Source organism: Streptomyces lunaelactis (assembly GCF_003054555.1).
Classification (GTDB): Bacteria; Actinomycetota; Actinomycetes; order Streptomycetales; family Streptomycetaceae; genus Streptomyces; species Streptomyces lunaelactis.
The window spans coordinates 2,224,375-2,241,994 of record NZ_CP026304.1 but is presented as its reverse complement, the minus strand read 5'-3'; the positions used below and the strand labels follow the sequence as shown (position 1 = coordinate 2,241,994).

The window sequence follows — 17,620 nt, the reverse complement described above, 5'->3', positions numbered from 1 at the left end:
AAGCCTAATGGCCCACGGACCTGCTTCGTCCTGCCCGTCCACGCAGTGGCATCGCGGACGCGATCTCGATCCGTACACCGTCCCTCGCCTCGAGGAACCGGCCCAGCGGATCGTCGGTCACGGATGTCCACGGGAAGGACGTCGCGTACGGGCCGATCAGCCGGAACTGCTCCAGCGCCTGGGCCCACCGCCCCCGCCCCACCAGCACATACGCCAGCAGGTTGCGCACCTCGGCCGGCCAGGGATCCCCGGCCGCGTAGTCCGCCGAGAGCGCGATCGCGAGATCCGCCGCCGCGTCGATCCGGTCGTCCTGTACGGAGGTGGTCTCCCCGCTCAGCAGCTGCGCGAAGGCCGCGCGCAGCGGAAGTGCCTGTATCAGCGAGCCCGGCAGCGCGTCCGCCGCCGCCTTCTCGGCGAAGTCGAAGCAATCGCGGTGTGAGCCGTACCACTGGGCCGACAGATACTGCAGCGCCGCGACATGGCAGCCGTAGTGGTGCGAGGAGCGGCGTACCGCCTGCCCCCACAGCGACTCGAAGGCCGTGTGCGTGGCATGCGTACCGCGCGCGTGGTCCAGCGAGATGCGCCACGGCACCGGGTCGCTGGGATCGCCGTCCGCCGCCGCGTCGATCAGCGGCCCGACCTCGCGCAGCCGTTCGGCCCGCGCCGGCGACTCCCAGGCCCTGCGGACCGCGAGCTCCGCCTTGACCACGAGCGCGTCGGGGTCGCGCGGTGCCGCGGCGAGCCAGTACGTCAGCCACTCGTCGCGGTTGAGTGCGAAGGCCGCGAGCCGCATGACGTACCGGTCGCGGTTCTCCCACTCGGCCGCCTCGCGGGTGGTGGCCAGCAGCTTGGCTGCCGGCTCGTACTCACCGAGCGCGGCCGCCACGAGCGCGGGGCCGAGCCGCTCGTCGGGGGCGTCGAGCAGTACCGCCTCGTCGGGCGGCAAGCCGTCGGCGAGCAGCGGCGTATGACGGATCATGCGCGCGGTACGGATCAGGGCGGTGAGCAAAGACATGGTGCGGACCATTGAAAACCGCAGGTCGGGGGTGCGCCATAGGACAGCTGTGAAGCTTTGGTAGCGGCAGAATGGTTGTCCTGGCGAAAGCCAAGAGAGCGTAAAGAAAGCGAGCGTTGAGAAGGGCGTTAAGGCGTTGGGAAGGGCGTAGGAACAGTGAGTCAGCCGCGCCGGAGAAGGCGGGACGCGCCCGCAGCGACCGTCGTCGCCAGGATCCAGCCGAGCAGGATCAGCGCGGCGGAGGCCCATTGCCAGTGGCCGTCCAGCCGCCAGTAGCCGTCCTGGCCGAGATTGATCACCGGCACCAGCAGATCCAGCGCGTACAGCGGGGCGTTCCACTGCGGATGCTCGTCGCCCTTGATCGGTGCCGGATCGATCTGGGCGAAGGCCACCGCGCCCGCCGCCCAGAGCACAGCCATCCACAGCGCGGCCCGGCCGGGGCGGTAGCCGTACGCCACCGTCCAGTCCTGGAGGTAGCCCCAGAGCTTCGCGGCCAGCGGCAGCGTCTCCCGGCGGCGGCGCTGCTTGGCGAGCAGCACCTCGCGGGCGTCCGCGTCCTCGCCGCTGTTGCGCAGCACGGTCGCCAGCCGTTCGTACGGCTCCGGTGAGTACTCCGGGGTCGCCGACGCCACCCACTCCAGGCGCCGCCCCAGCGGGAACTCCTCGTACGGGACGAGGTTCTCGTACACGAAGCCGCCCATCGCGAGCCCGCCGGGCCCCGGCCAGCTCGCCGCCTTGTCGATCAGCGTCACCACCTTCGCGCCGTTCAGCACGACGCGTCCCTCTTCCGGGCGCTCCGCGTTGAACCGCAGTTCCGGAGTGGCGATCCGGCGCAGCGACAGCTCCTCGCGCGGGCTCAGCACGAACCGCGCGCGGTTCAGGTCGACCGCGTCGCCGAACCGCCCGTCGTCCAGCCGCACCCCGCCATGGCATTCGAAGGGCTGCAGCCGGGTGCCGCGATTCGTGGTGCCGGCATGGGCGATGCCGAACGGGGGAGTTGCGCCCTGGTTGCCCGTGGCCTCGCTCACCCACGCGCCCGTCATGTAGAGCGTCCGCTCCACGCTCAGCTGGGGGGCGTTGAGTGCCCGCCGCTCCGCCGCCGCGCGCAGCCGGCTGCCGCGCAGGCTCAGTGAGACCCCGACCTTCGCGCCGCGCAGACTGAACTCGCCGTATGTCTCGATCAGTTCGGCCTGTAAGTCCTGGGCGACGGACATCCCGTCGGCGGTGATCGCGCGGCCCCGGCGGTCCGGCCGCACATGGATCTGGTTGATCAGCAGATCGGTGCCGATCTGCGCGTCGGTGAGCCGGATGCCGTGCTCGACGCGGCAGCGCGGCAGATGCAGATCGCCCTCGGTGCGCAGCCGGGCGGCCTCGATGCGCGGGATCGCGCAGCCCACCATGCGTACCGTGGTGAAGTGCGCCTCGGGCATCAGTAGTTCGCTTTCGAAACGGCAGCCGTTCAGCTCGACGTAGGGGGCGATGCTGCCGCCGGCGAGCTTGAGCGTCCCGGTGATCTGGACCCCGCGCAGCTTGAGCGCGGCGACTCGGCCGGGCCGCGCGGGCGGACCGCTGAGCAGCAGCCGGGCGACGATGCCGGCGCGAACGCTGCGCTCGGGGCCCCAGGGGCGGGGCGAGAAGGGATCGTTCAGCAGGGGATTGGTGTCGCTCAGGTCGCAGGTGTTTCCGTTCCGGAAGGCGTTCCACATCTCCAGCTCGGTCGGGCGCAGCCCGTCTGGAGGCCCGTCGTCCAGCGGCTCGGTCAAGGCCGCTCCTCACGCATCGTTGGCTCGTACAGTTGTTCTTCCCGCTGAGTAGCGGACTGAACGCTAGTGGTGATGGTCAAGTTCTGGGACGTGTATCAGCCAGTGATACGGGCGACCGGCGGCCGATACCGGTCTGAGAGAATTGGTTCCGTGATCTCACGAATCGACCTGCGTGGTGACGCCCTCCCCGAGGGCGGCGCCCTGCGCGACCTGCTGCCCCGTGCCGAGTTCGACGTGGAAGCCGCCCTGGAGAAGGTCCGGCCCATCTGCGAGGACGTGCATCATCGCGGCACGGCGGCGCTGATCGAGTACGCGGAGAAGTTCGACGGTGTGAAGCTGACGCAGGTCAGGGTGGACGCGAAGGCGATCACCGACGCCCTGGAGCAGCTCGACCCCGAGGTCAGGGCCGCTCTGGAGGAGTCGATCCGGCGCGCCAGGATCGTCCACCGCGCGCAGCGCCGCAGCGAGCACACCACCCAGGTCGTCCCGGGCGGCTCCGTCACCGAGAAGTGGGTGCCGGTCGAGCGCGTGGGTCTGTACGCCCCCGGCGGCCGTTCCGTTTACCCCTCCTCCGTGATCATGAACGTGGTGCCGGCCCAGGAGGCGGGCGTCGAGTCGATCGCGCTCGCGTCCCCGCCGCAGGCCGCATTCGACGGCCTCCCGCACCCCACGATCCTGGCCGCCTGCGCGCTGCTCGGCGTCGACGAGGTGTACGCGGCGGGTGGCGCCCAGGCCGTCGCGATGTTTGCGTACGGAACCGAGGACTGCGCCCCCGCGAACATGGTCACGGGCCCCGGCAATATCTGGGTCGCCGCGGCCAAGCGGTACTTCACCGGCCGGATCGGCATCGACACCGAGGCCGGACCGACCGAGATCGCTGTCCTCGCCGACTCCACCGCCGACCCGGTGCATGTCGCCGCCGACCTGATCAGCCAGGCCGAGCACGACCCGATGGCCGCCGCCGTGCTGGTCACCGACTCCGTGGAACTGGCGGACGCGGTCGAGAAGGAGCTCGAGCCGCAGGTCGCCGCCACCAAGCACATCGAGGACCGGATCGTCCCGGCTCTCAGCGGCAAGCAGTCCGCGATCGTCCTGGTCGACGGCGTCGAAGAGGGACTGCGGGTCGTCAACGCGTACGGCGCCGAGCACCTGGAGATCCAGACCGCCGACGCCTCCGCGGTCGCCGCCCGGGTCCGTAACGCCGGCGCGATCTTCGTCGGCCCGTGGGCGCCGGTCTCCCTCGGCGACTACTGCGCGGGCTCCAACCACGTCCTGCCGACCGGCGGCTGCGCCTGCCACTCCTCAGGTCTGTCCGTCCAGTCCTTCCTGCGCGGCATCCACATCGTCGACTACACACGGGACGCGCTCGCCGAGGTGACCCACCACGTGGTGACACTCGCCGAGGCCGAGGACCTGCCGGCGCACGGGGCGGCGATGAAGGCCAGGTTCGGGTGGAAGGTGCCGCAGAAGTGACAGGCATCGACGACCTCCCCATCAGGGACGAGCTGCGCGGCAAGTCCCCGTACGGCGCGCCCCAACTCGACGTACCCGTACGCCTGAACACCAACGAGAACCCCTACCCGCTGCCCGAGCCGCTGGTCGAGCGCATCGCCGAGCGCGTCCGCGAGGCCGCCCGCCAGCTCAACCGCTACCCCGACCGGGACGCGGTCGAGCTCCGCACCGAGCTGGCCGCGTATCTCACCCGCACCGCGGGACATGAGGTCACGGCGGCCAATGTCTGGGCGGCCAACGGCTCCAACGAGGTCATCCAGCAGCTGCTGCAGACCTTCGCCGGACCGGGCCGTACCGCCATCGGCTTCGAGCCCTCGTACTCCATGCACGGCCTCATCTCGCGCGGCACCGGCACCGCCTGGATCTCCGGGCCGCGCAGTGAGGACTTCACCATCGACGTGGCGGCCGCCGAGGCCGCCATCGCCGAGCACCGCCCCGACGTCGTCTTCATCACCTCGCCCAACAACCCCACGGGCACCGCGGTCGAGGCCGGGACGGTCCTCGCCCTGTACGAGGCCGCCCAGGCCGCCAAGCCCTCGCTGGTCGTGGTCGACGAGGCGTACGTCGAGTTCAGCCACCGCCCCTCGCTGCTGCCGCTGATCGGTGGCCGGCCGAATCTGGTGGTCTCGCGCACCATGTCCAAGGCCTTCGGCGCCGCCGGTCTGCGCCTGGGCTATCTGGCCGCGCACCCGGCCGTGGTCGACGCCGTCCAGCTGGTGCGCCTGCCGTACCACCTGTCCGCCGTCACCCAGGCCACCGCGCTGGCCGCGCTGGAGCACACCGATACGCTTCTCGGGTACGTCGAGCAGCTCAAGACCGAGCGGGACCGCCTGGTCGGCGAGCTGCGGGCGATCGGTTACGAGGTCACCGAGTCCGACGCCAACTTTGTGCAGTTCGGACGCTTCCAGGACGCGCAGGAGGTCTGGCAGCAGATCCTCGACCGGGGAGTCCTGGTCCGTGACAACGGCGTACCAGGCTGGCTGCGGGTCACCGCGGGCACCCCGGCAGAGAACGACGCGTTCCTCGATGCGGTACGCGCGATCAAGAAGGAGCAGAGCGCATGAGCCGCGTAGGACGGGTCGAACGCACCACCAAGGAGACGTCCGTCGTCGTCGAGATCGACCTCGACGGCCACGGAAAGGTCGATGTGTCGACCGGGGTCGGCTTCTACGACCACATGCTCGACCAGCTCGGACGCCACGGCCTGTTCGACCTCACGGTGAAGACCGAGGGCGATCTGCACATCGACTCGCACCACACCATCGAGGACACCGCCCTCGCGCTCGGCGCCGCCTTCAAGCAGGCGCTCGGCGACAAGGTGGGGATTTATCGATTCGGCAACTGCACGGTGCCACTGGACGAGTCCCTCGCCCAGGTCACCGTCGACCTCTCGGGCCGTCCGTACCTCGTGCACACCGAGCCCGAGAACATGGCGCCGATGATCGGCGAGTACGACACGACGATGACGCGGCACATCCTGGAGTCCTTCGTCGCACAGGCCCAGATCGCGCTGCACGTCCACGTCCCGTACGGCCGCAACGCGCACCACATCGTGGAGTGCCAGTTCAAGGCGCTGGCCCGTGCCCTGCGTTACGCCTGTGAGCGCGACCCGCGCGCCGCCGGCATCCTCCCCTCCACGAAGGGCGCCCTCTAAACCCATGACCGGTCTCTCCACCATCCTCATCGTCGTCGGGCTTTTCCTCGCCGGCGGTGTGTACTCCTTCTCCAAGCAGAAGATGCCCAAGGGACTGATCGTGCTCCTCGGCATCGGCTCGGTGATGTGCCTGGTCGCCGGTGTCCTGCGGATTCAGGGGATCTGGGAATGAGCGCGCCCAAGAAGGTCGTCGTCTTCGACTACGGATTCGGCAATGTCCGCTCGGCCGAGCGGGCACTGGCCCGGGTCGGCGCTGACGTCGAGATCACCCGTGACTACGACAGGGCCATGAACGCCGACGGGCTCCTCGTCCCCGGTGTCGGTGCCTTCTCCGCCTGCATGGAGGGCCTGAAGAAGGCCCGCGGTGAGTGGATCGTCGGCCGCAGGCTCTCCGGCGGCCGCCCGGTCATGGGCATCTGCGTCGGCATGCAGATCCTCTTCGAGCGCGGCATCGAGCACGGCGTGGAGACCGAGGGCCTCGACGAGTGGCCCGGCACGGTCGGCCCGCTGAAGGCCCCCATCGTTCCCCACATGGGCTGGAACACCGTCGAGGCGCCCGCCGACAGCAGGCTCTTCGCCGGCCTCGACGCCGACGCCCGGTTCTACTTCGTGCACTCCTACGCCGCGCACGAGTGGGATCTGGAGGTCACCAACCCCGCCATCCGCGCGCCCCAGGTCACCTGGGCCACGCACGGCGAGCGCTTTGTCGCCGCCGTGGAGAACAGCGCGCTGTCGGCGACCCAGTTCCACCCCGAGAAGTCCGGCGACGCCGGCGCCCAGCTGCTGACCAACTGGATTGAGACGCTGTAATGCCGAAGCTTGAACTCCTCCCCGCAGTCGACGTCCGCGACGGCCAGGCCGTGCGCCTCGTCCATGGCGAGTCCGGTTCGGAGACCTCGTACGGCTCCCCGCTCGAAGCCGCTCTGACCTGGCAGCGGTCGGGCGCCGAGTGGCTGCATCTGGTCGACCTGGACGCGGCCTTCGGCACCGGCGACAACCGGGCGCTGATCGCCGAGGTCGCGGGCGCGATGGACATCAAGGTCGAGCTGTCGGGCGGCATCCGCGACGACGCCTCGCTGGCGGCCGCGCTGGCCACCGGCTGCACCCGGGTCAACCTGGGGACGGCAGCGCTGGAGACCCCCGAGTGGGTCGCCAAGGTCATCGCCGAGTACGGCGACAAGATCGCGGTCGGCCTGGACGTACGCGGTACGACGCTGCGCGGCCGAGGCTGGACCCGCGACGGCGGCGACCTCTACGAGACGCTCGCCCGTCTCGACTCGGAGGGCTGCGCCCGCTACGTCGTCACCGACATCGCCAAGGACGGCACCCTCCAGGGCCCCAACCTGGAGCTGCTGCGCACTGTCTGCGCGGTCACCGACAAGCCGGTCGTCGCCTCCGGCGGCGTCTCCTCGCTCGACGATCTGCGCGCGATCGCGTCGCTGGTGCCCGAGGGCGTGGAGGGCGCGATTGTCGGCAAGGCGCTGTACGCCGAGGCGTTCACCCTGGAAGAGGCGCTTGCGGCGGTGGCCGAATGACGGACGTCGTACGCCGTATCGCTTCGAGCGGTCCGTGGGAGGAGGCCTTTGGTTACTCCCGGGCCGTGGAGCTGCCGAACGGCCTCGTCCTGGTATCGGGCTGCACCTCCGTGGTCGACGGCGTGGTCCTCGACGGCGATCCGTACGACCAGGCGATCACCGCTTTCGGTGTGGCCGTCGGCGCGCTGAGGGACCTCGGTCTCGACCACGAGGATGTGGTGCGTACGCGGATGTACATCACCCACGCCCGGGATGTGGACGAGGTCGGCCGGGCCCACCGGGAGCTGTTCGGCTCCGTCCGCCCCGCCGCTTCGATGATCATCGTGTCCGGCTTCGTCGACCCCCGGCTGGTCGTCGAGGTCGAGGTCGAAGCCTACCGAGGAGGTGCCCGATGACTCTCGCCATACGGGTCATTCCCTGCCTGGACGTGGACAACGGACGGGTCGTCAAGGGCGTCAACTTCCAGAATCTGCGCGACGCGGGCGACCCCGTCGAGATGGCCAAGCTGTACGACGCCGAGGGCGCCGACGAGCTGACCTTCCTCGACATCACGGCCTCCTCCGGCAACCGCGAGACGACCTACGACGTGGTGCGCCGCACCGCCGAGCAGGTCTTCATCCCGCTGACCGTGGGCGGCGGTGTGCGCAGCGCCGACGACGTCGACAAGCTGCTGCGCGCGGGCGCCGACAAGGTGGGCGTCAACACCGCGGCGATCGCCCGCCCCGAGCTGATCCGCGAGATCGCCGAGCGTTTCGGGCGCCAGGTGCTGGTGCTGTCGGTCGACGCGCGGCGTACGCCCGGGGGCTCCTTCGAGGTCACCACGCACGGCGGCCGCGAGGGCACAGGCATCGACGCCGTCGAATGGGCGCACCGGGCCGCCGAGTTGGGCGCGGGCGAGATCCTCCTCAACTCGATGGACGCCGACGGCACGAAGGACGGCTATGACACCGAGATGATCGCGGCGGTGCGCAAGCACGTCACCGTCCCGGTCATCGCATCCGGTGGCGCGGGCAAGCTCGCCGACTTCCCGCCGGCCATCGCGGCGGGCGCGGACGCGGTCCTGGCCGCGTCCGTCTTCCACTTCGGCGATCTGCGTATCTCCCAGGTCAAGGACACACTGCGGCAGGCCGGCCACCCGGTCCGGTGACACCGGCGGACACTGTCCGAGACGCCTGAGAGGACCGGCTCCCATGTCCGCCGTGGACAGCAAGGCCATGGCCGCCGCCGTCGAACGCCCCGCGTACCGCGACACCAATGTGCTGCGCTGGCTCGGCGCCTACGCAGCGTCGACCGTCGGCGACATCATCTACTACCTGGCCCTGTCCTGGGCCGCCACCCGCGGCGGCAGCCCCGCCCAGGCAGGCGTCGTGCTCGCCATCAGCGCCGTGCCGCGCGCCCTGCTGATGCTCGGCGGGGGAGTACTCGCCGACCGCCTCGGACCCCGCCGGGTGGTCATCGCCGGCGACGCGGCACGCAGCGTGATCGTCCTCGGTGTCGCGGCCCTGCTGCTCGTCGCCGCCCCGGGGCTGTGGCTGCTGGCCGCCGTCGCCGTGGTCTTCGGCGTTCTGGACGCGCTCTTCATGCCGGCCGTCGGTGCCCTCCCGCCCCGGATCGCCCCGCCGGGCCAGCTCGCCAGGATCCAGGGCATGCGCGGACTCGCCTCCCGCCTCGCCACCGTCGTCGGCGCCCCGCTCGGCGGTGTCGCGGTCGCCCTCGGCGGCTCTGTGACCGCGTTCGGCCTCGCCGGACTGCTCTTCGCGCTCTCGCTGCCGCTGCTGCTCGCCGTACGGATCGGTCCGCTGCCGGCCGACGACGACCGCCCCAAGGCCACCGCCCTGCGGGATCTGACGGGAGGGCTGACCTACATCCGCCGCCACCGGGTCCTCGCCCCGCTGCTGGTCGTCATCGCCCTGGGCGACCTGGGCTTCGTCGGACCGCTGAACGTCGGCCTCGCCCTGCTCGCGGACGACCGCGGCTGGGGCGCGTCCGGCATGGGCTGGATCCTCGCCGGGTTCGGCATCGGCTCGGGCGCGGCCTCACTGCTGCTGGCCGTGCGGGGCCGTATCGCGCGCGCCGGACTCGTCCAGGGACTCGCGCTGGTCGTCGGCGCCGGGGCGATCGCCGCCCTCGCCGTAGTGCCGCACATCGTCGCCGCGGCCGGCATCGCCGTCGCGATCGGGCTCTTCGCGGGGCTGAGCGGCGCGGTGTGCAGCGCGCTCGTGCAGACGCAGACCGATCCGGCCTACCTCGGCCGCGTCACCTCGGTCTCGACCTTCTTCAGCCTCGGCGTCGCACCGCTCAGCTTCCCGCTCACCGGCGCGGCCGTCGGCCTGTGGGGCACCGCGCCCGTCTTCACCGCGAGCGCGGCGGTCTGCGCCCTCGGAGCGGTCTACGGACTGTGCTCCAAGGGCCTGCGCGGCGCCGAGCTCCCGTGACTCCGGCGCGCGCTACAACCCCAGCTTGGCTTCGTTCAGCCGGGTGATCGCGTCCTTGTCGCCCTCGAGGTCCACCTGCGCCGCGTCCTGCCGCCCGAACATGAAGATCGTCAGCTCGCCCGGCTCCCCGGACGCCGTCACCACCGGGGTGCCGCGGTGGGCGACCGCCGTCTGACCGTCCGCACGGCGCAGCACCAGACCGACCGGCGCCCTGCGGCCCAGCAGCCTGGACGCCTTCTCCAGCCGTGACCACAGGGCGTTCTCGAAGACCTGGTCCAGCTCGCGCGGCGTCCAGTCCGGCTGCGCCCGCCGCACATCCTCGGCGTGGACGAAGAACTCGACGGTGTTCGCGGCCTCGTCGATCTGCTTGATCCCGTACGGGGACATCCTCGGCGGTCCCGTACGGATCAGCTGGATCAGCTCCTCGTACGGCTTCGCGGCGAACTCCGCCTGCACCCGCTCCATACGCTCCCTGAGCGCGCCGAGCAGTACCCCGGCCGCCGCGTCCATCCGTCGCTCGCGCATCACCACATGGGCCGCGAGCTCCCGGGTCGTCCAGCCCTCGCACAGGGTCGGAGCATCCGAGCCCGCCGCTTCCAACAGATCAGCGAGCAGAAGTCGTTCACGCTTTGCATGGGTCGACATGCCCGCCAGCGTACGGCGGCGGCACCGGGTCCGCCCAGTGGACGCACCGCCCGGCGAACCCGGCGGACACGGCACAATGGCGTTATGACCAGCAGTGTCCCCGCAAGCTCCCTCGATCCCGCCGTCGCCGCCCGCCTCAAGCGCAGCGCCGACGGCCTGGTTCCGGCCATCGCCCAGCAGTACGACACCGGTGAGGTGCTGATGCTCGGCTGGATGGACGACGAGGCCCTGCACCGCACCCTGACCACCGGCCGCTGCACCTACTTCTCACGCAGCCGCCAGGAGTACTGGGTCAAGGGCGACACCTCCGGCCATGTCCAGCACGTCAGGTCCGTCGCCCTGGACTGCGACGCCGACACGGTCCTCGTCAAGGTCGACCAGGTGGGCGCCGCCTGCCACACGGGGGCCCGCACCTGCTTCGACAACGACGTTCTCCTGGACAAGTAGGGTCGGGCGCCATGGATCTCGAGACCTTCCGCAAGCTCGCCGCCGACCGCCGTGTCATCCCCGTCAGCCGCCGCCTTCTCGCGGACGGCGACACCCCGGTCGGGCTCTACCGCAAGCTCGCCGCCGAGCGCGAAGGCACCTTCCTCCTCGAATCCGCCGAGAACGGCCGCTCGTGGTCCCGCTACTCCTTCATCGGCGTGCGATCCGACGCGACCCTCACCGAACGGGACGGCTCGACCCGCTGGCTCGGCAACCCGCCCGTCGGCGTCCCCGTCGACGGCGACCCGCTGCAGGCCCTGCGCGCCACCGTCGAGACCCTGCACACCCCGCGCGACCTCGCCTCCGGCATGCCGCCCTTCACCGGCGGCATGGTCGGCTATCTCGGGTACGACATCGTGCGCCGGCTGGAGAAGATCGGCCCCGGCGAGCGCGACGACCTGAAGCTCCCCGAGCTGACCATGCTGCTCACCTCGGACCTCGCCGTGCTCGACCACTGGGACGGCACCGTCCTGCTGATCGCCAACGCCATCAACCACAACGACCTCGACACCGGCATCGACGAGGCCTACACGGACGCCGTCGCCCGTCTCGACGCGATGGAGTCCGATCTGGCGCGGCCGCTGGCCTCCGCGCCGGCCGCGCTGCCGCCCTCCGAGCTGCCGGAGTTCTCGGCGCTGTGGGGCGGCAAGGCCTACCAGGACGCCGTCGAGGACATCAAGGAGCGCATCCGGGCCGGCGAGGCCTTCCAGGTCGTACCCTCGCAGCGCTTCGAAACCCCTTGCCACGCAAGCGCGTTGGACGTCTACCGGGTACTGCGGGCCACCAACCCCAGCCCGTACATGTACCTCTTCCGCTTCGACGGCTTCGATGTCGTCGGCTCCAGCCCCGAGGCGCTGGTCAAGGTCGAGGACGGGCACGCCATGGTGCACCCGATCGCCGGGACCCGGCCGCGCGGCGCGACCCCGCAGGAGGACCAGGCGCTCGCCGAAGAGCTCATGGCCGACCCCAAGGAGCGCGCCGAGCATCTGATGCTCGTCGACCTCGGCCGCAACGACCTGGGCCGGGTCTGCGCGCCCGGCAGCGTCGAGGTCGTCGACTTCATGTCGGTCGAGCGGTACTCCCACGTCATGCACATCGTCTCGACCGTGACCGGCCAGGTCGCCGAAGGCCGTACCGCCTTCGACGTACTGACCGCCTGCTTCCCCGCGGGCACGCTCTCCGGCGCCCCCAAGCCCCGCGCGATGCAGATCATCGACGAGCTCGAACCTTCGCGGCGCGGCCTGTACGGCGGCTGCGTCGGCTATCTCGACTTCGCCGGGGACTCCGACACCGCGATCGCCATCCGCACCGCGCTGCTGCGCGACGGCACCGCGTACGTGCAGGCCGGAGCCGGTGTGGTGGCGGACTCCGACCCGGTCGGCGAGGATACCGAGTGCCGGAACAAGGCGGCCGCGGTGCTCCGCGCCGTCCACACGGCGAACCGCCTCAACGGAGCATGAAGCCGTAGGGGATAGTGGGGTACGTGAGTGCTGTACCCGTACCCCAGCCCCGCGCCGAAGCCGCAACCGCCGCCACGAGCAGCCGCCGCAGCCTCGCCGCCGCCCTGTTCCTCGGCGCCGTCGGCGCCGTCGTCGTGCTGCTCGCCTCCGGCCGGACCTGGGCAGAGGGGACGGCCGCGGTAGGGGGCGGCAGCCTGCCGCTCGGCGCCGACGGCGGCGATGTCACCGGCGTACCGACGGCGCTCGCGATCGTCGGCCTGGCCGCCCTCGTCGCCGTCTTCGCGGTACGTCGCGCCGGCCGGCTGCTCGTCTCCGCCCTGCTCGCCCTGAGCGGCGCGGGCGCGGCCCTCGCGGCCTTCCTCGGCGCCTCCGACAGCGCGGCCCTCGACGAGAAGGCCGCGCAGACCACCGGCGACGCGGCCGCCACGGTCGACGCGCTCACCCACTCCGCCTGGCCGTATGTGACCGTGGCGGGCGGCCTGCTGATCCTGCTCGCGGGCCTGCTCGCGCTGCGGTACGGCAAGCAGTGGCCGGCCATGTCCGGCCGCTACGAGCGCGACGGCACGCCCCGGCCCCGCAAGGCCCCGGTCGTGGACCCGGACCGGCCCGAGGACCTGTGGAAGGCCCTGGACCGCGGCGAGGACCCCACGCGCGAAGCGTGACCCCGGGCTCGGGCATTCCCCGGCGTACGGGACAATGAGAGCCGAGCTTCCGGCTCACACAGACCGACAGCTCACCACAGAGCAACATCGACGAGGAGCAAACTCATGGCGGGCACCAGCCACGGACACACCCCGGCCGCCTGGACCGGCGTCACCATCGCCTTCATCGGCTTCTGCATCGCAGGCGTCTTCATGGTGGCGGCCAGTCCGCTCGGCTTCTGGGCCGGCATGGCCGTCATCGCGCTCGGCGGTGTCATCGGCCTCGCCATGAAGGCCGCCGGTCTCGGCATGCCGAAGGAGTCCGAGGCCGCGGTGCACGCCAGGCACCAGGCCGGCCGGATCACGGGGCAGACCGCTCAGGCGCAGACGACCGCCTGAGGCCGCGGTCCGGCCCGCGATGCGAGGCGCGGCCCGGCGTTGGCGGGCTGCGCCATTCGGTATGAGCTGCGCCTTTCCGCACGAACGGGGAGAATCACGGGGTGGACGCCATGCCTTCCTCCGCCGCACCCGCTCACGAGCCGGGCCCCGCCCCGCTCGCGCGGCGCCTGGCGATGCCGCTGGCCACCCTCGCGGGGGTCGCCGCGGCCTTCGCGTACGTCGGCTCGGTCGACCCCAATGAGCCCGGCCACTACCCGGTCTGCCCGCTGCTGCGCTTCACCGGGATCTACTGCCCGGGCTGCGGAGGGCTGCGCAGTGCCCACGCCTTCATCCACGGCGATCTGACCACCGCTCTCGGAGCCAACGCGGTGGCCGTCGTCGGCTACGGAATCTTCGCCGTGGTGTGGCTGATGTGGCTGATTCGCGCCGTACGGGGCGAGCCATTGCGGATCGCTCCGGCACCCGCCTGGTGGTGGTCGCTGGGCGGTGTTCTGCTGATCTTCAGCGTCGTACGGAACCTGCCGTTCGGGTCACTGCTGGCCCCGTGAAGTCCCAGGTAGTGGGACGGGCGGCGGCCGGATGCGAGCCGCGGGCCATCCTCCGGATACCATCGACATGGCTGATCCTGTTCCATCTCCACCGTCCCGGAAGGGGGCCGCTCGCGTGAGTGTGCTCGACGAGATCATTGAAGGCGTACGCGCCGACCTCGCGGAGCGGCAGGCGCGTGTGAGCCTCGACGAGCTCAAGGAGCGCGCCGCCAGGGCTCCTGAGGCCAAGGACGGCGTCGCCGCGCTGCGCGGTGAGGGCGTCCACGTGATCTGCGAGGTCAAGCGCTCCAGCCCGTCGAAGGGTGCGCTCGCCGCGATCGCCGACCCGGCCGGGCTCGCCGCCGACTACGAGGCGGGCGGCGCGGCCGTCATCTCCGTACTGACCGAGCAGCGCCGCTTCGGGGGATCGCTGGCCGATCTCGAAGCCGTGCGCGCCAAGGTCGACATCCCGGTGCTGCGCAAGGACTTCATCGTCACCGCGTACCAGCTGTGGGAGGCCCGGGCCTACGGCGCCGACCTCGTGCTGCTGATCGTGGCCGCGCTCGAGCAGGAGGCGCTGGTCTCGCTGATCGAGCGTGCCGAGTCGATCGGGCTCACGCCGCTGGTCGAGGTGCACGACGAGGACGAGGCCGAGCGCGCGGTGGAGGCCGGAGCGAGGATCATCGGTGTCAACGCCCGCGATCTGAAGACGCTCAAGGTCGACCGGACGGTGTTCGAGCGGGTCGCCCCCGAGATCCCGGCGCATATCGTCAAGATCGCCGAGTCCGGTGTGCGGGGCCCGCACGACCTGATCGCCTACGCCAACGCGGGCGCCGACGCGGTGCTGGTCGGCGAATCCCTGGTCACCGGCCGCGACCCGAAGTCGGCGGTGGCCGACCTGGTCGCCGCGGGCGCGCACCCGGCCCTGCGGCACGGTCGGAGCTGACCCTCCTGTGACCGCCGCCGCTCGCCCTGCCGCCCTGCCGTACCGGACGCCTTCGCGCCCGGCGCGGGCGGGTGTGGCCGCGCGCGCGGACGAGACGGTGAGCGACGGGTACGCACGCCTGGCCAGGGGCTGCAAGCCCCGCGGCTGCCGGGCCCCGGCCCGGCGGGTACACGGCCGCCGGGTGCGGTATGTGATCGGCTCCGAGCCGGGACAGGTCAACGGCATGCGATGGCGCGGTAGCCGCGCGCGCGACTGATGGGGGCTCTGCCCCCGGATCCCCGCGCCTCAATCGCCGGCGGGGCTGACAAGGTCAGCCCGTCCGGCGACTGAGGACACGGCCGGAGGCCGTACGGGGTCCGGGGCCTGCCCCTCACGCGGCGGAGCCGCACATCGGTACAGCGGGAAGGGGCGGGCAGGGGAACAGGCCCCCGTCCGACTCCCGCACGCGCGCACACCGTGTCCCCGCACACCCAGAACCCCTGGGGCATCCGCCCCGACAAGGAGCACGTCGCAATGTCGAGCGACTTCTTCATCCCGGACCCGGACGGTCGAGTCCCCAGCCCCGAAGGCTACTTCGGCGCCTTCGGCGGCAAATTCATTCCCGAGGCGCTCGTCGCCGCGGTCGACGAGGTGGCCGTCGAGTACGAGAAGGCCAAGGCCGACCCCGCTTTCGCCGCCGAGCTCAACGACCTGATGGTCAACTACACCGGCCGCCCCAGCGCGCTCACCGAGGTGCCCAGGTTCGCCGAACACGCGGGCGGTGCGCGGGTCTTCCTCAAGCGCGAGGACCTGAACCACACCGGCTCGCACAAGATCAACAACGTGCTCGGACAGGCGCTGCTCACCAAGCGGATGGGCAAGACCCGCGTCATCGCCGAGACCGGCGCCGGACAGCACGGCGTCGCCACCGCGACCGCCTGTGCCCTGTTCGGCCTCGAGTGCACCATCTACATGGGCGAGATCGACACGCAGCGCCAGGCCCTGAACGTGGCCCGGATGCGGATGCTCGGCGCCGAGGTCATCCCGGTGACCTCCGGCAGCAGGACCCTGAAGGACGCCATCAACGAGGCGTTCCGTGACTGGGTCGCCAATGTGGACCGTACGCACTATCTCTTCGGCACCGTCGCGGGACCGCACCCCTTCCCCGCGATGGTGCGCGACTTCCACCGCGTCATCGGCGTCGAGGCGCGCAGGCAGATCCTGGAGCGGGCCGGCCGGCTGCCCGATGCCGCCGTCGCCTGCGTCGGCGGCGGGTCCAACGCGATCGGGCTGTTCCACGCGTTCATCCCGGACGCCGGTGTACGGCTCATCGGCTGCGAGCCCGGAGGCCACGGCATCGAGACCGGCGAGCACGCGGCCACCCTCACCGCCGGCGAGCCCGGCATCCTGCACGGCTCGCGGTCCTACGTCCTGCAGGACGAGGAGGGCCAGATCACCGAGCCGTACTCGATCTCGGCCGGACTCGACTACCCGGGCATCGGCCCCGAGCACTCGTACCTCAAGGACAGCGGGCGCGGGGAGTACCGCGCGGTGACCGACGACGAGGCGATGCAGTCGCTGCTGCTGCTCTCTCGTACCGAGGGGATCATCCCGGCCATCGAGTCCGCGCACGCGCTGGCCGGCGCGCTGGAAGTGGGCCGGGAGCTGGGCAAGGACGGACTCATCCTGGTCAATCTGTCCGGCCGGGGCGACAAGGACATGGACACGGCGGCCCGCTACTTCGGGCTGTACGACGGCGAGGGGGACGCGAAGTGAGCGGGAACGTCGAGCTGCTGAGCGACACTCTCGCCGGCGCCAGGAGTGAGAACCGGGCCGCGCTCATCGCGTACCTCCCGGCCGGATTCCCGACCGTCGACGTCGGGATCGAGGCCGTCAAGGCGGCCTTCGAGGGCGGCGCGGACGTGGTGGAGGTAGGGCTGCCGCACAGCGACCCCGTCCTCGACGGCCCCGTCATCCAGACCGCCGACGACATCGCCCTGCGGGGCGGAGTCAAGATCGCCGATGTGATGCGTACGGTCCGCGAGGGGCATGAGGCCACCGGCAAGCCGGTCCTCGTCATGACGTACTGGAATCCGATCGACCGGTACGGCATCGAGCGCTTCACCGCCGAGCTCGCCGAGGCGGGCGGCGCCGGCTGCATCCTGCCCGACCTGCCGGTCGAGGAGTCCGGGGTGTGGCGTGAGCACGCCGAGAAGCACGGTCTCGCCACCGTCTTCGTCGTCGCACCGAGCAGCCAGGACGCCCGGCTGGCGAAGATCACGGCGGCCGGCTCCGGCTTTGTCTACGCGGCCTCGCTGATGGGCGTCACCGGCACCCGCGCCTCGGTGGGCGTGCAGGCCCAGGACCTGGTGCGGCGCACCCGGGCCACCACCGAACTGCCGGTCTGCGTGGGCCTCGGGGTGTCCAACGCCCAGCAGGCCGCGGAGGTCGCCTCGTTCGCGGACGGGGTGATCGTCGGATCCGCGTTCGTGAAGCGGATGCTCGACGCGCCGGGCCCGGCCGCGGGCCTTGAGGCGGTACGCGAACTGGCGGCCGACCTCGCCAAGGGCGTGCGCCGGGGAGCGTAGCTCGTACGGGTGGATATGGGACCGGGGAGGCATGC

The 17,620-nt window shown here is 71.3% G+C and carries 21 protein-coding genes; 18 read left to right on the top strand and 3 right to left on the bottom strand.

From position 1 onward, the window contains the following. Positions 1 to 4: 4 nt before the first annotated feature. Together SLUN_RS10075 and SLUN_RS10070 are read right to left on the bottom strand one after the other, a co-directional pair. Positions 5 to 1,027 (bottom strand): hypothetical protein, encoded by a 1,023-nt coding sequence (locus SLUN_RS10075; RefSeq protein ID WP_108148169.1) that lies wholly within the window; start codon positions 1,025 to 1,027, stop codon positions 5 to 7. Positions 1,028 to 1,176: 149 nt separating this feature from the next. Then, entirely contained in the window at positions 1,177 to 2,778 is a 1,602-nt protein-coding gene (locus SLUN_RS10070) for an oxidoreductase (protein ID WP_108148168.1), read from the bottom strand. 150 nt (positions 2,779 to 2,928) lie between these two features. Between SLUN_RS10070 and hisD the strand changes: the two genes are divergently transcribed. Genes hisD through SLUN_RS10030 form a run of 9 tightly spaced genes read left to right on the top strand, consistent with a single transcriptional unit; the run spans position 2,929 to position 9,914 of the window. Continuing rightward, positions 2,929 to 4,251 (top strand): histidinol dehydrogenase, encoded by a 1,323-nt coding sequence (gene hisD, locus SLUN_RS10065; protein ID WP_108154634.1) that lies wholly within the window; start codon positions 2,929 to 2,931, stop codon positions 4,249 to 4,251. Next, positions 4,248 to 5,354: a histidinol-phosphate transaminase gene (locus SLUN_RS10060; protein WP_108148167.1), complete on the top strand. Its 1,107-nt coding sequence runs from the start codon at positions 4,248 to 4,250 to the stop codon at positions 5,352 to 5,354. Before hisD ends, SLUN_RS10060 begins: the two co-directional genes overlap by 4 nt. After that, entirely contained in the window at positions 5,351 to 5,944 is a 594-nt protein-coding gene (gene hisB / locus SLUN_RS10055) for an imidazoleglycerol-phosphate dehydratase HisB (protein ID WP_108148166.1), read from the top strand. The genes SLUN_RS10060 and hisB overlap by 4 nt, the downstream gene beginning before the upstream one ends. 4 nt (positions 5,945 to 5,948) lie before the next feature. After that, positions 5,949 to 6,116: a CG2302 family histidine operon protein gene (locus SLUN_RS39945; RefSeq protein WP_170146566.1), complete on the top strand. Its 168-nt coding sequence runs from the start codon at positions 5,949 to 5,951 to the stop codon at positions 6,114 to 6,116. After that, complete coding sequence (gene hisH / locus SLUN_RS10050; protein WP_108148165.1) at positions 6,113 to 6,754, top strand: imidazole glycerol phosphate synthase subunit HisH; 642 nt, start codon at positions 6,113 to 6,115, stop codon at positions 6,752 to 6,754. Before SLUN_RS39945 ends, hisH begins: the two co-directional genes overlap by 4 nt. Next, positions 6,754 to 7,479 (top strand): bifunctional 1-(5-phosphoribosyl)-5-((5-phosphoribosylamino)methylideneamino)imidazole-4-carboxamide isomerase/phosphoribosylanthranilate isomerase PriA, encoded by a 726-nt coding sequence (gene priA, locus SLUN_RS10045; RefSeq protein ID WP_108148164.1) that lies wholly within the window; start codon positions 6,754 to 6,756, stop codon positions 7,477 to 7,479. The genes hisH and priA overlap by 1 nt, the downstream gene beginning before the upstream one ends. Then, positions 7,476 to 7,874, top strand: a complete 399-nt coding sequence (locus SLUN_RS10040) for a RidA family protein (protein ID WP_108148163.1) — start codon at positions 7,476 to 7,478, stop codon at positions 7,872 to 7,874. Before priA ends, SLUN_RS10040 begins: the two co-directional genes overlap by 4 nt. Continuing rightward, entirely contained in the window at positions 7,871 to 8,626 is a 756-nt protein-coding gene (gene hisF, locus SLUN_RS10035; RefSeq protein ID WP_108148162.1) for an imidazole glycerol phosphate synthase subunit HisF, read from the top strand. Before SLUN_RS10040 ends, hisF begins: the two co-directional genes overlap by 4 nt. A gap of 43 nt (positions 8,627 to 8,669) precedes the next feature. Next, positions 8,670 to 9,914: an MFS transporter gene (locus SLUN_RS10030; protein WP_108148161.1), complete on the top strand. Its 1,245-nt coding sequence runs from the start codon at positions 8,670 to 8,672 to the stop codon at positions 9,912 to 9,914. Between the two features lie 12 nt (positions 9,915 to 9,926). Here the strand turns inward: SLUN_RS10030 and SLUN_RS10025 are convergent, their stop codons facing one another. Then, complete coding sequence (locus SLUN_RS10025; RefSeq protein ID WP_108148160.1) at positions 9,927 to 10,559, bottom strand: TIGR03085 family metal-binding protein; 633 nt, start codon at positions 10,557 to 10,559, stop codon at positions 9,927 to 9,929. Positions 10,560 to 10,643: 84 nt separating this feature from the next. Between SLUN_RS10025 and hisI the strand changes: the two genes are divergently transcribed. The 9 genes from hisI to trpA all read left to right on the top strand — a co-directional run bounded on the left by hisI (position 10,644) and on the right by trpA (position 17,585). After that, positions 10,644 to 11,006, top strand: coding sequence for a phosphoribosyl-AMP cyclohydrolase (gene hisI / locus SLUN_RS10020; RefSeq protein WP_108148159.1), 363 nt, complete (start codon positions 10,644 to 10,646; stop codon positions 11,004 to 11,006). Between the two features lie 11 nt (positions 11,007 to 11,017). Then, on the top strand, positions 11,018 to 12,505 hold the full coding sequence (locus SLUN_RS10015) for an anthranilate synthase component I (RefSeq protein WP_108148158.1): 1,488 nt from the start codon (positions 11,018 to 11,020) through the stop codon (positions 12,503 to 12,505). A 14-nt stretch (positions 12,506 to 12,519) separates the two neighbouring features. Next, positions 12,520 to 13,167, top strand: coding sequence for a TIGR02234 family membrane protein (locus SLUN_RS10010; protein WP_108148157.1), 648 nt, complete (start codon positions 12,520 to 12,522; stop codon positions 13,165 to 13,167). Positions 13,168 to 13,272: 105 nt separating this feature from the next. After that, a complete protein-coding gene (locus SLUN_RS10005) occupies positions 13,273 to 13,545 on the top strand; it encodes an HGxxPAAW family protein (protein WP_108148156.1) in 273 nt (90 codons plus the stop codon). A gap of 110 nt (positions 13,546 to 13,655) precedes the next feature. Next, positions 13,656 to 14,093 (top strand): DUF2752 domain-containing protein, encoded by a 438-nt coding sequence (locus tag SLUN_RS10000; RefSeq protein ID WP_108154633.1) that lies wholly within the window; start codon positions 13,656 to 13,658, stop codon positions 14,091 to 14,093. 115 nt (positions 14,094 to 14,208) lie between these two features. Continuing rightward, a complete protein-coding gene (trpC, locus tag SLUN_RS09995) occupies positions 14,209 to 15,018 on the top strand; it encodes an indole-3-glycerol phosphate synthase TrpC (protein ID WP_108148155.1) in 810 nt (269 codons plus the stop codon). A 73-nt stretch (positions 15,019 to 15,091) separates the two neighbouring features. After that, on the top strand, positions 15,092 to 15,274 hold the full coding sequence (gene trpM / locus SLUN_RS09990) for a tryptophan biosynthesis modulator TrpM (RefSeq protein WP_108148154.1): 183 nt from the start codon (positions 15,092 to 15,094) through the stop codon (positions 15,272 to 15,274). 257 nt (positions 15,275 to 15,531) lie between these two features. Continuing rightward, entirely contained in the window at positions 15,532 to 16,773 is a 1,242-nt protein-coding gene (gene trpB / locus SLUN_RS09985; protein WP_108148153.1) for a tryptophan synthase subunit beta, read from the top strand. Next, a complete protein-coding gene (gene trpA / locus SLUN_RS09980) occupies positions 16,770 to 17,585 on the top strand; it encodes a tryptophan synthase subunit alpha (RefSeq protein ID WP_108148152.1) in 816 nt (271 codons plus the stop codon). Before trpB ends, trpA begins: the two co-directional genes overlap by 4 nt. The last annotated feature ends 35 nt before the right edge of the window (positions 17,586 to 17,620 follow it).

Bases quoted from the DNA above. Each gene is read 5' to 3' on its own strand.
- hisH (WP_108148165.1), top strand. From the start codon at position 6,113: ATGAGCGCGCCCAAGAAGGTCGTCGTCTTCGACTACGGATTCGGCAAT.
- SLUN_RS10015 (WP_108148158.1), top strand. From the start codon at position 11,018: ATGGATCTCGAGACCTTCCGCAAGCTCGCCGCCGACCGCCGTGTCATC.
- SLUN_RS10040 (WP_108148163.1), top strand. From the start codon at position 7,476: ATGACGGACGTCGTACGCCGTATCGCTTCGAGCGGTCCGTGGGAGGAG.
- SLUN_RS10075 (WP_108148169.1), bottom strand. From the start codon at position 1,027: ATGGTCCGCACCATGTCTTTGCTCACCGCCCTGATCCGTACCGCGCGC.
- hisB (WP_108148166.1), top strand. From the start codon at position 5,351: ATGAGCCGCGTAGGACGGGTCGAACGCACCACCAAGGAGACGTCCGTC.
- hisF (WP_108148162.1), top strand. From the start codon at position 7,871: ATGACTCTCGCCATACGGGTCATTCCCTGCCTGGACGTGGACAACGGA.
- trpB (WP_108148153.1), top strand. From the start codon at position 15,532: ATGTCGAGCGACTTCTTCATCCCGGACCCGGACGGTCGAGTCCCCAGC.
- SLUN_RS10025 (WP_108148160.1), bottom strand. From the start codon at position 10,559: ATGTCGACCCATGCAAAGCGTGAACGACTTCTGCTCGCTGATCTGTTG.
- SLUN_RS39945 (WP_170146566.1), top strand. From the start codon at position 5,949: ATGACCGGTCTCTCCACCATCCTCATCGTCGTCGGGCTTTTCCTCGCC.
- priA (WP_108148164.1), top strand. From the start codon at position 6,754: ATGCCGAAGCTTGAACTCCTCCCCGCAGTCGACGTCCGCGACGGCCAG.
- hisI (WP_108148159.1), top strand. From the start codon at position 10,644: ATGACCAGCAGTGTCCCCGCAAGCTCCCTCGATCCCGCCGTCGCCGCC.
- SLUN_RS10000 (WP_108154633.1), top strand. From the start codon at position 13,656: ATGCCTTCCTCCGCCGCACCCGCTCACGAGCCGGGCCCCGCCCCGCTC.
- SLUN_RS10030 (WP_108148161.1), top strand. From the start codon at position 8,670: ATGTCCGCCGTGGACAGCAAGGCCATGGCCGCCGCCGTCGAACGCCCC.
- SLUN_RS10005 (WP_108148156.1), top strand. From the start codon at position 13,273: ATGGCGGGCACCAGCCACGGACACACCCCGGCCGCCTGGACCGGCGTC.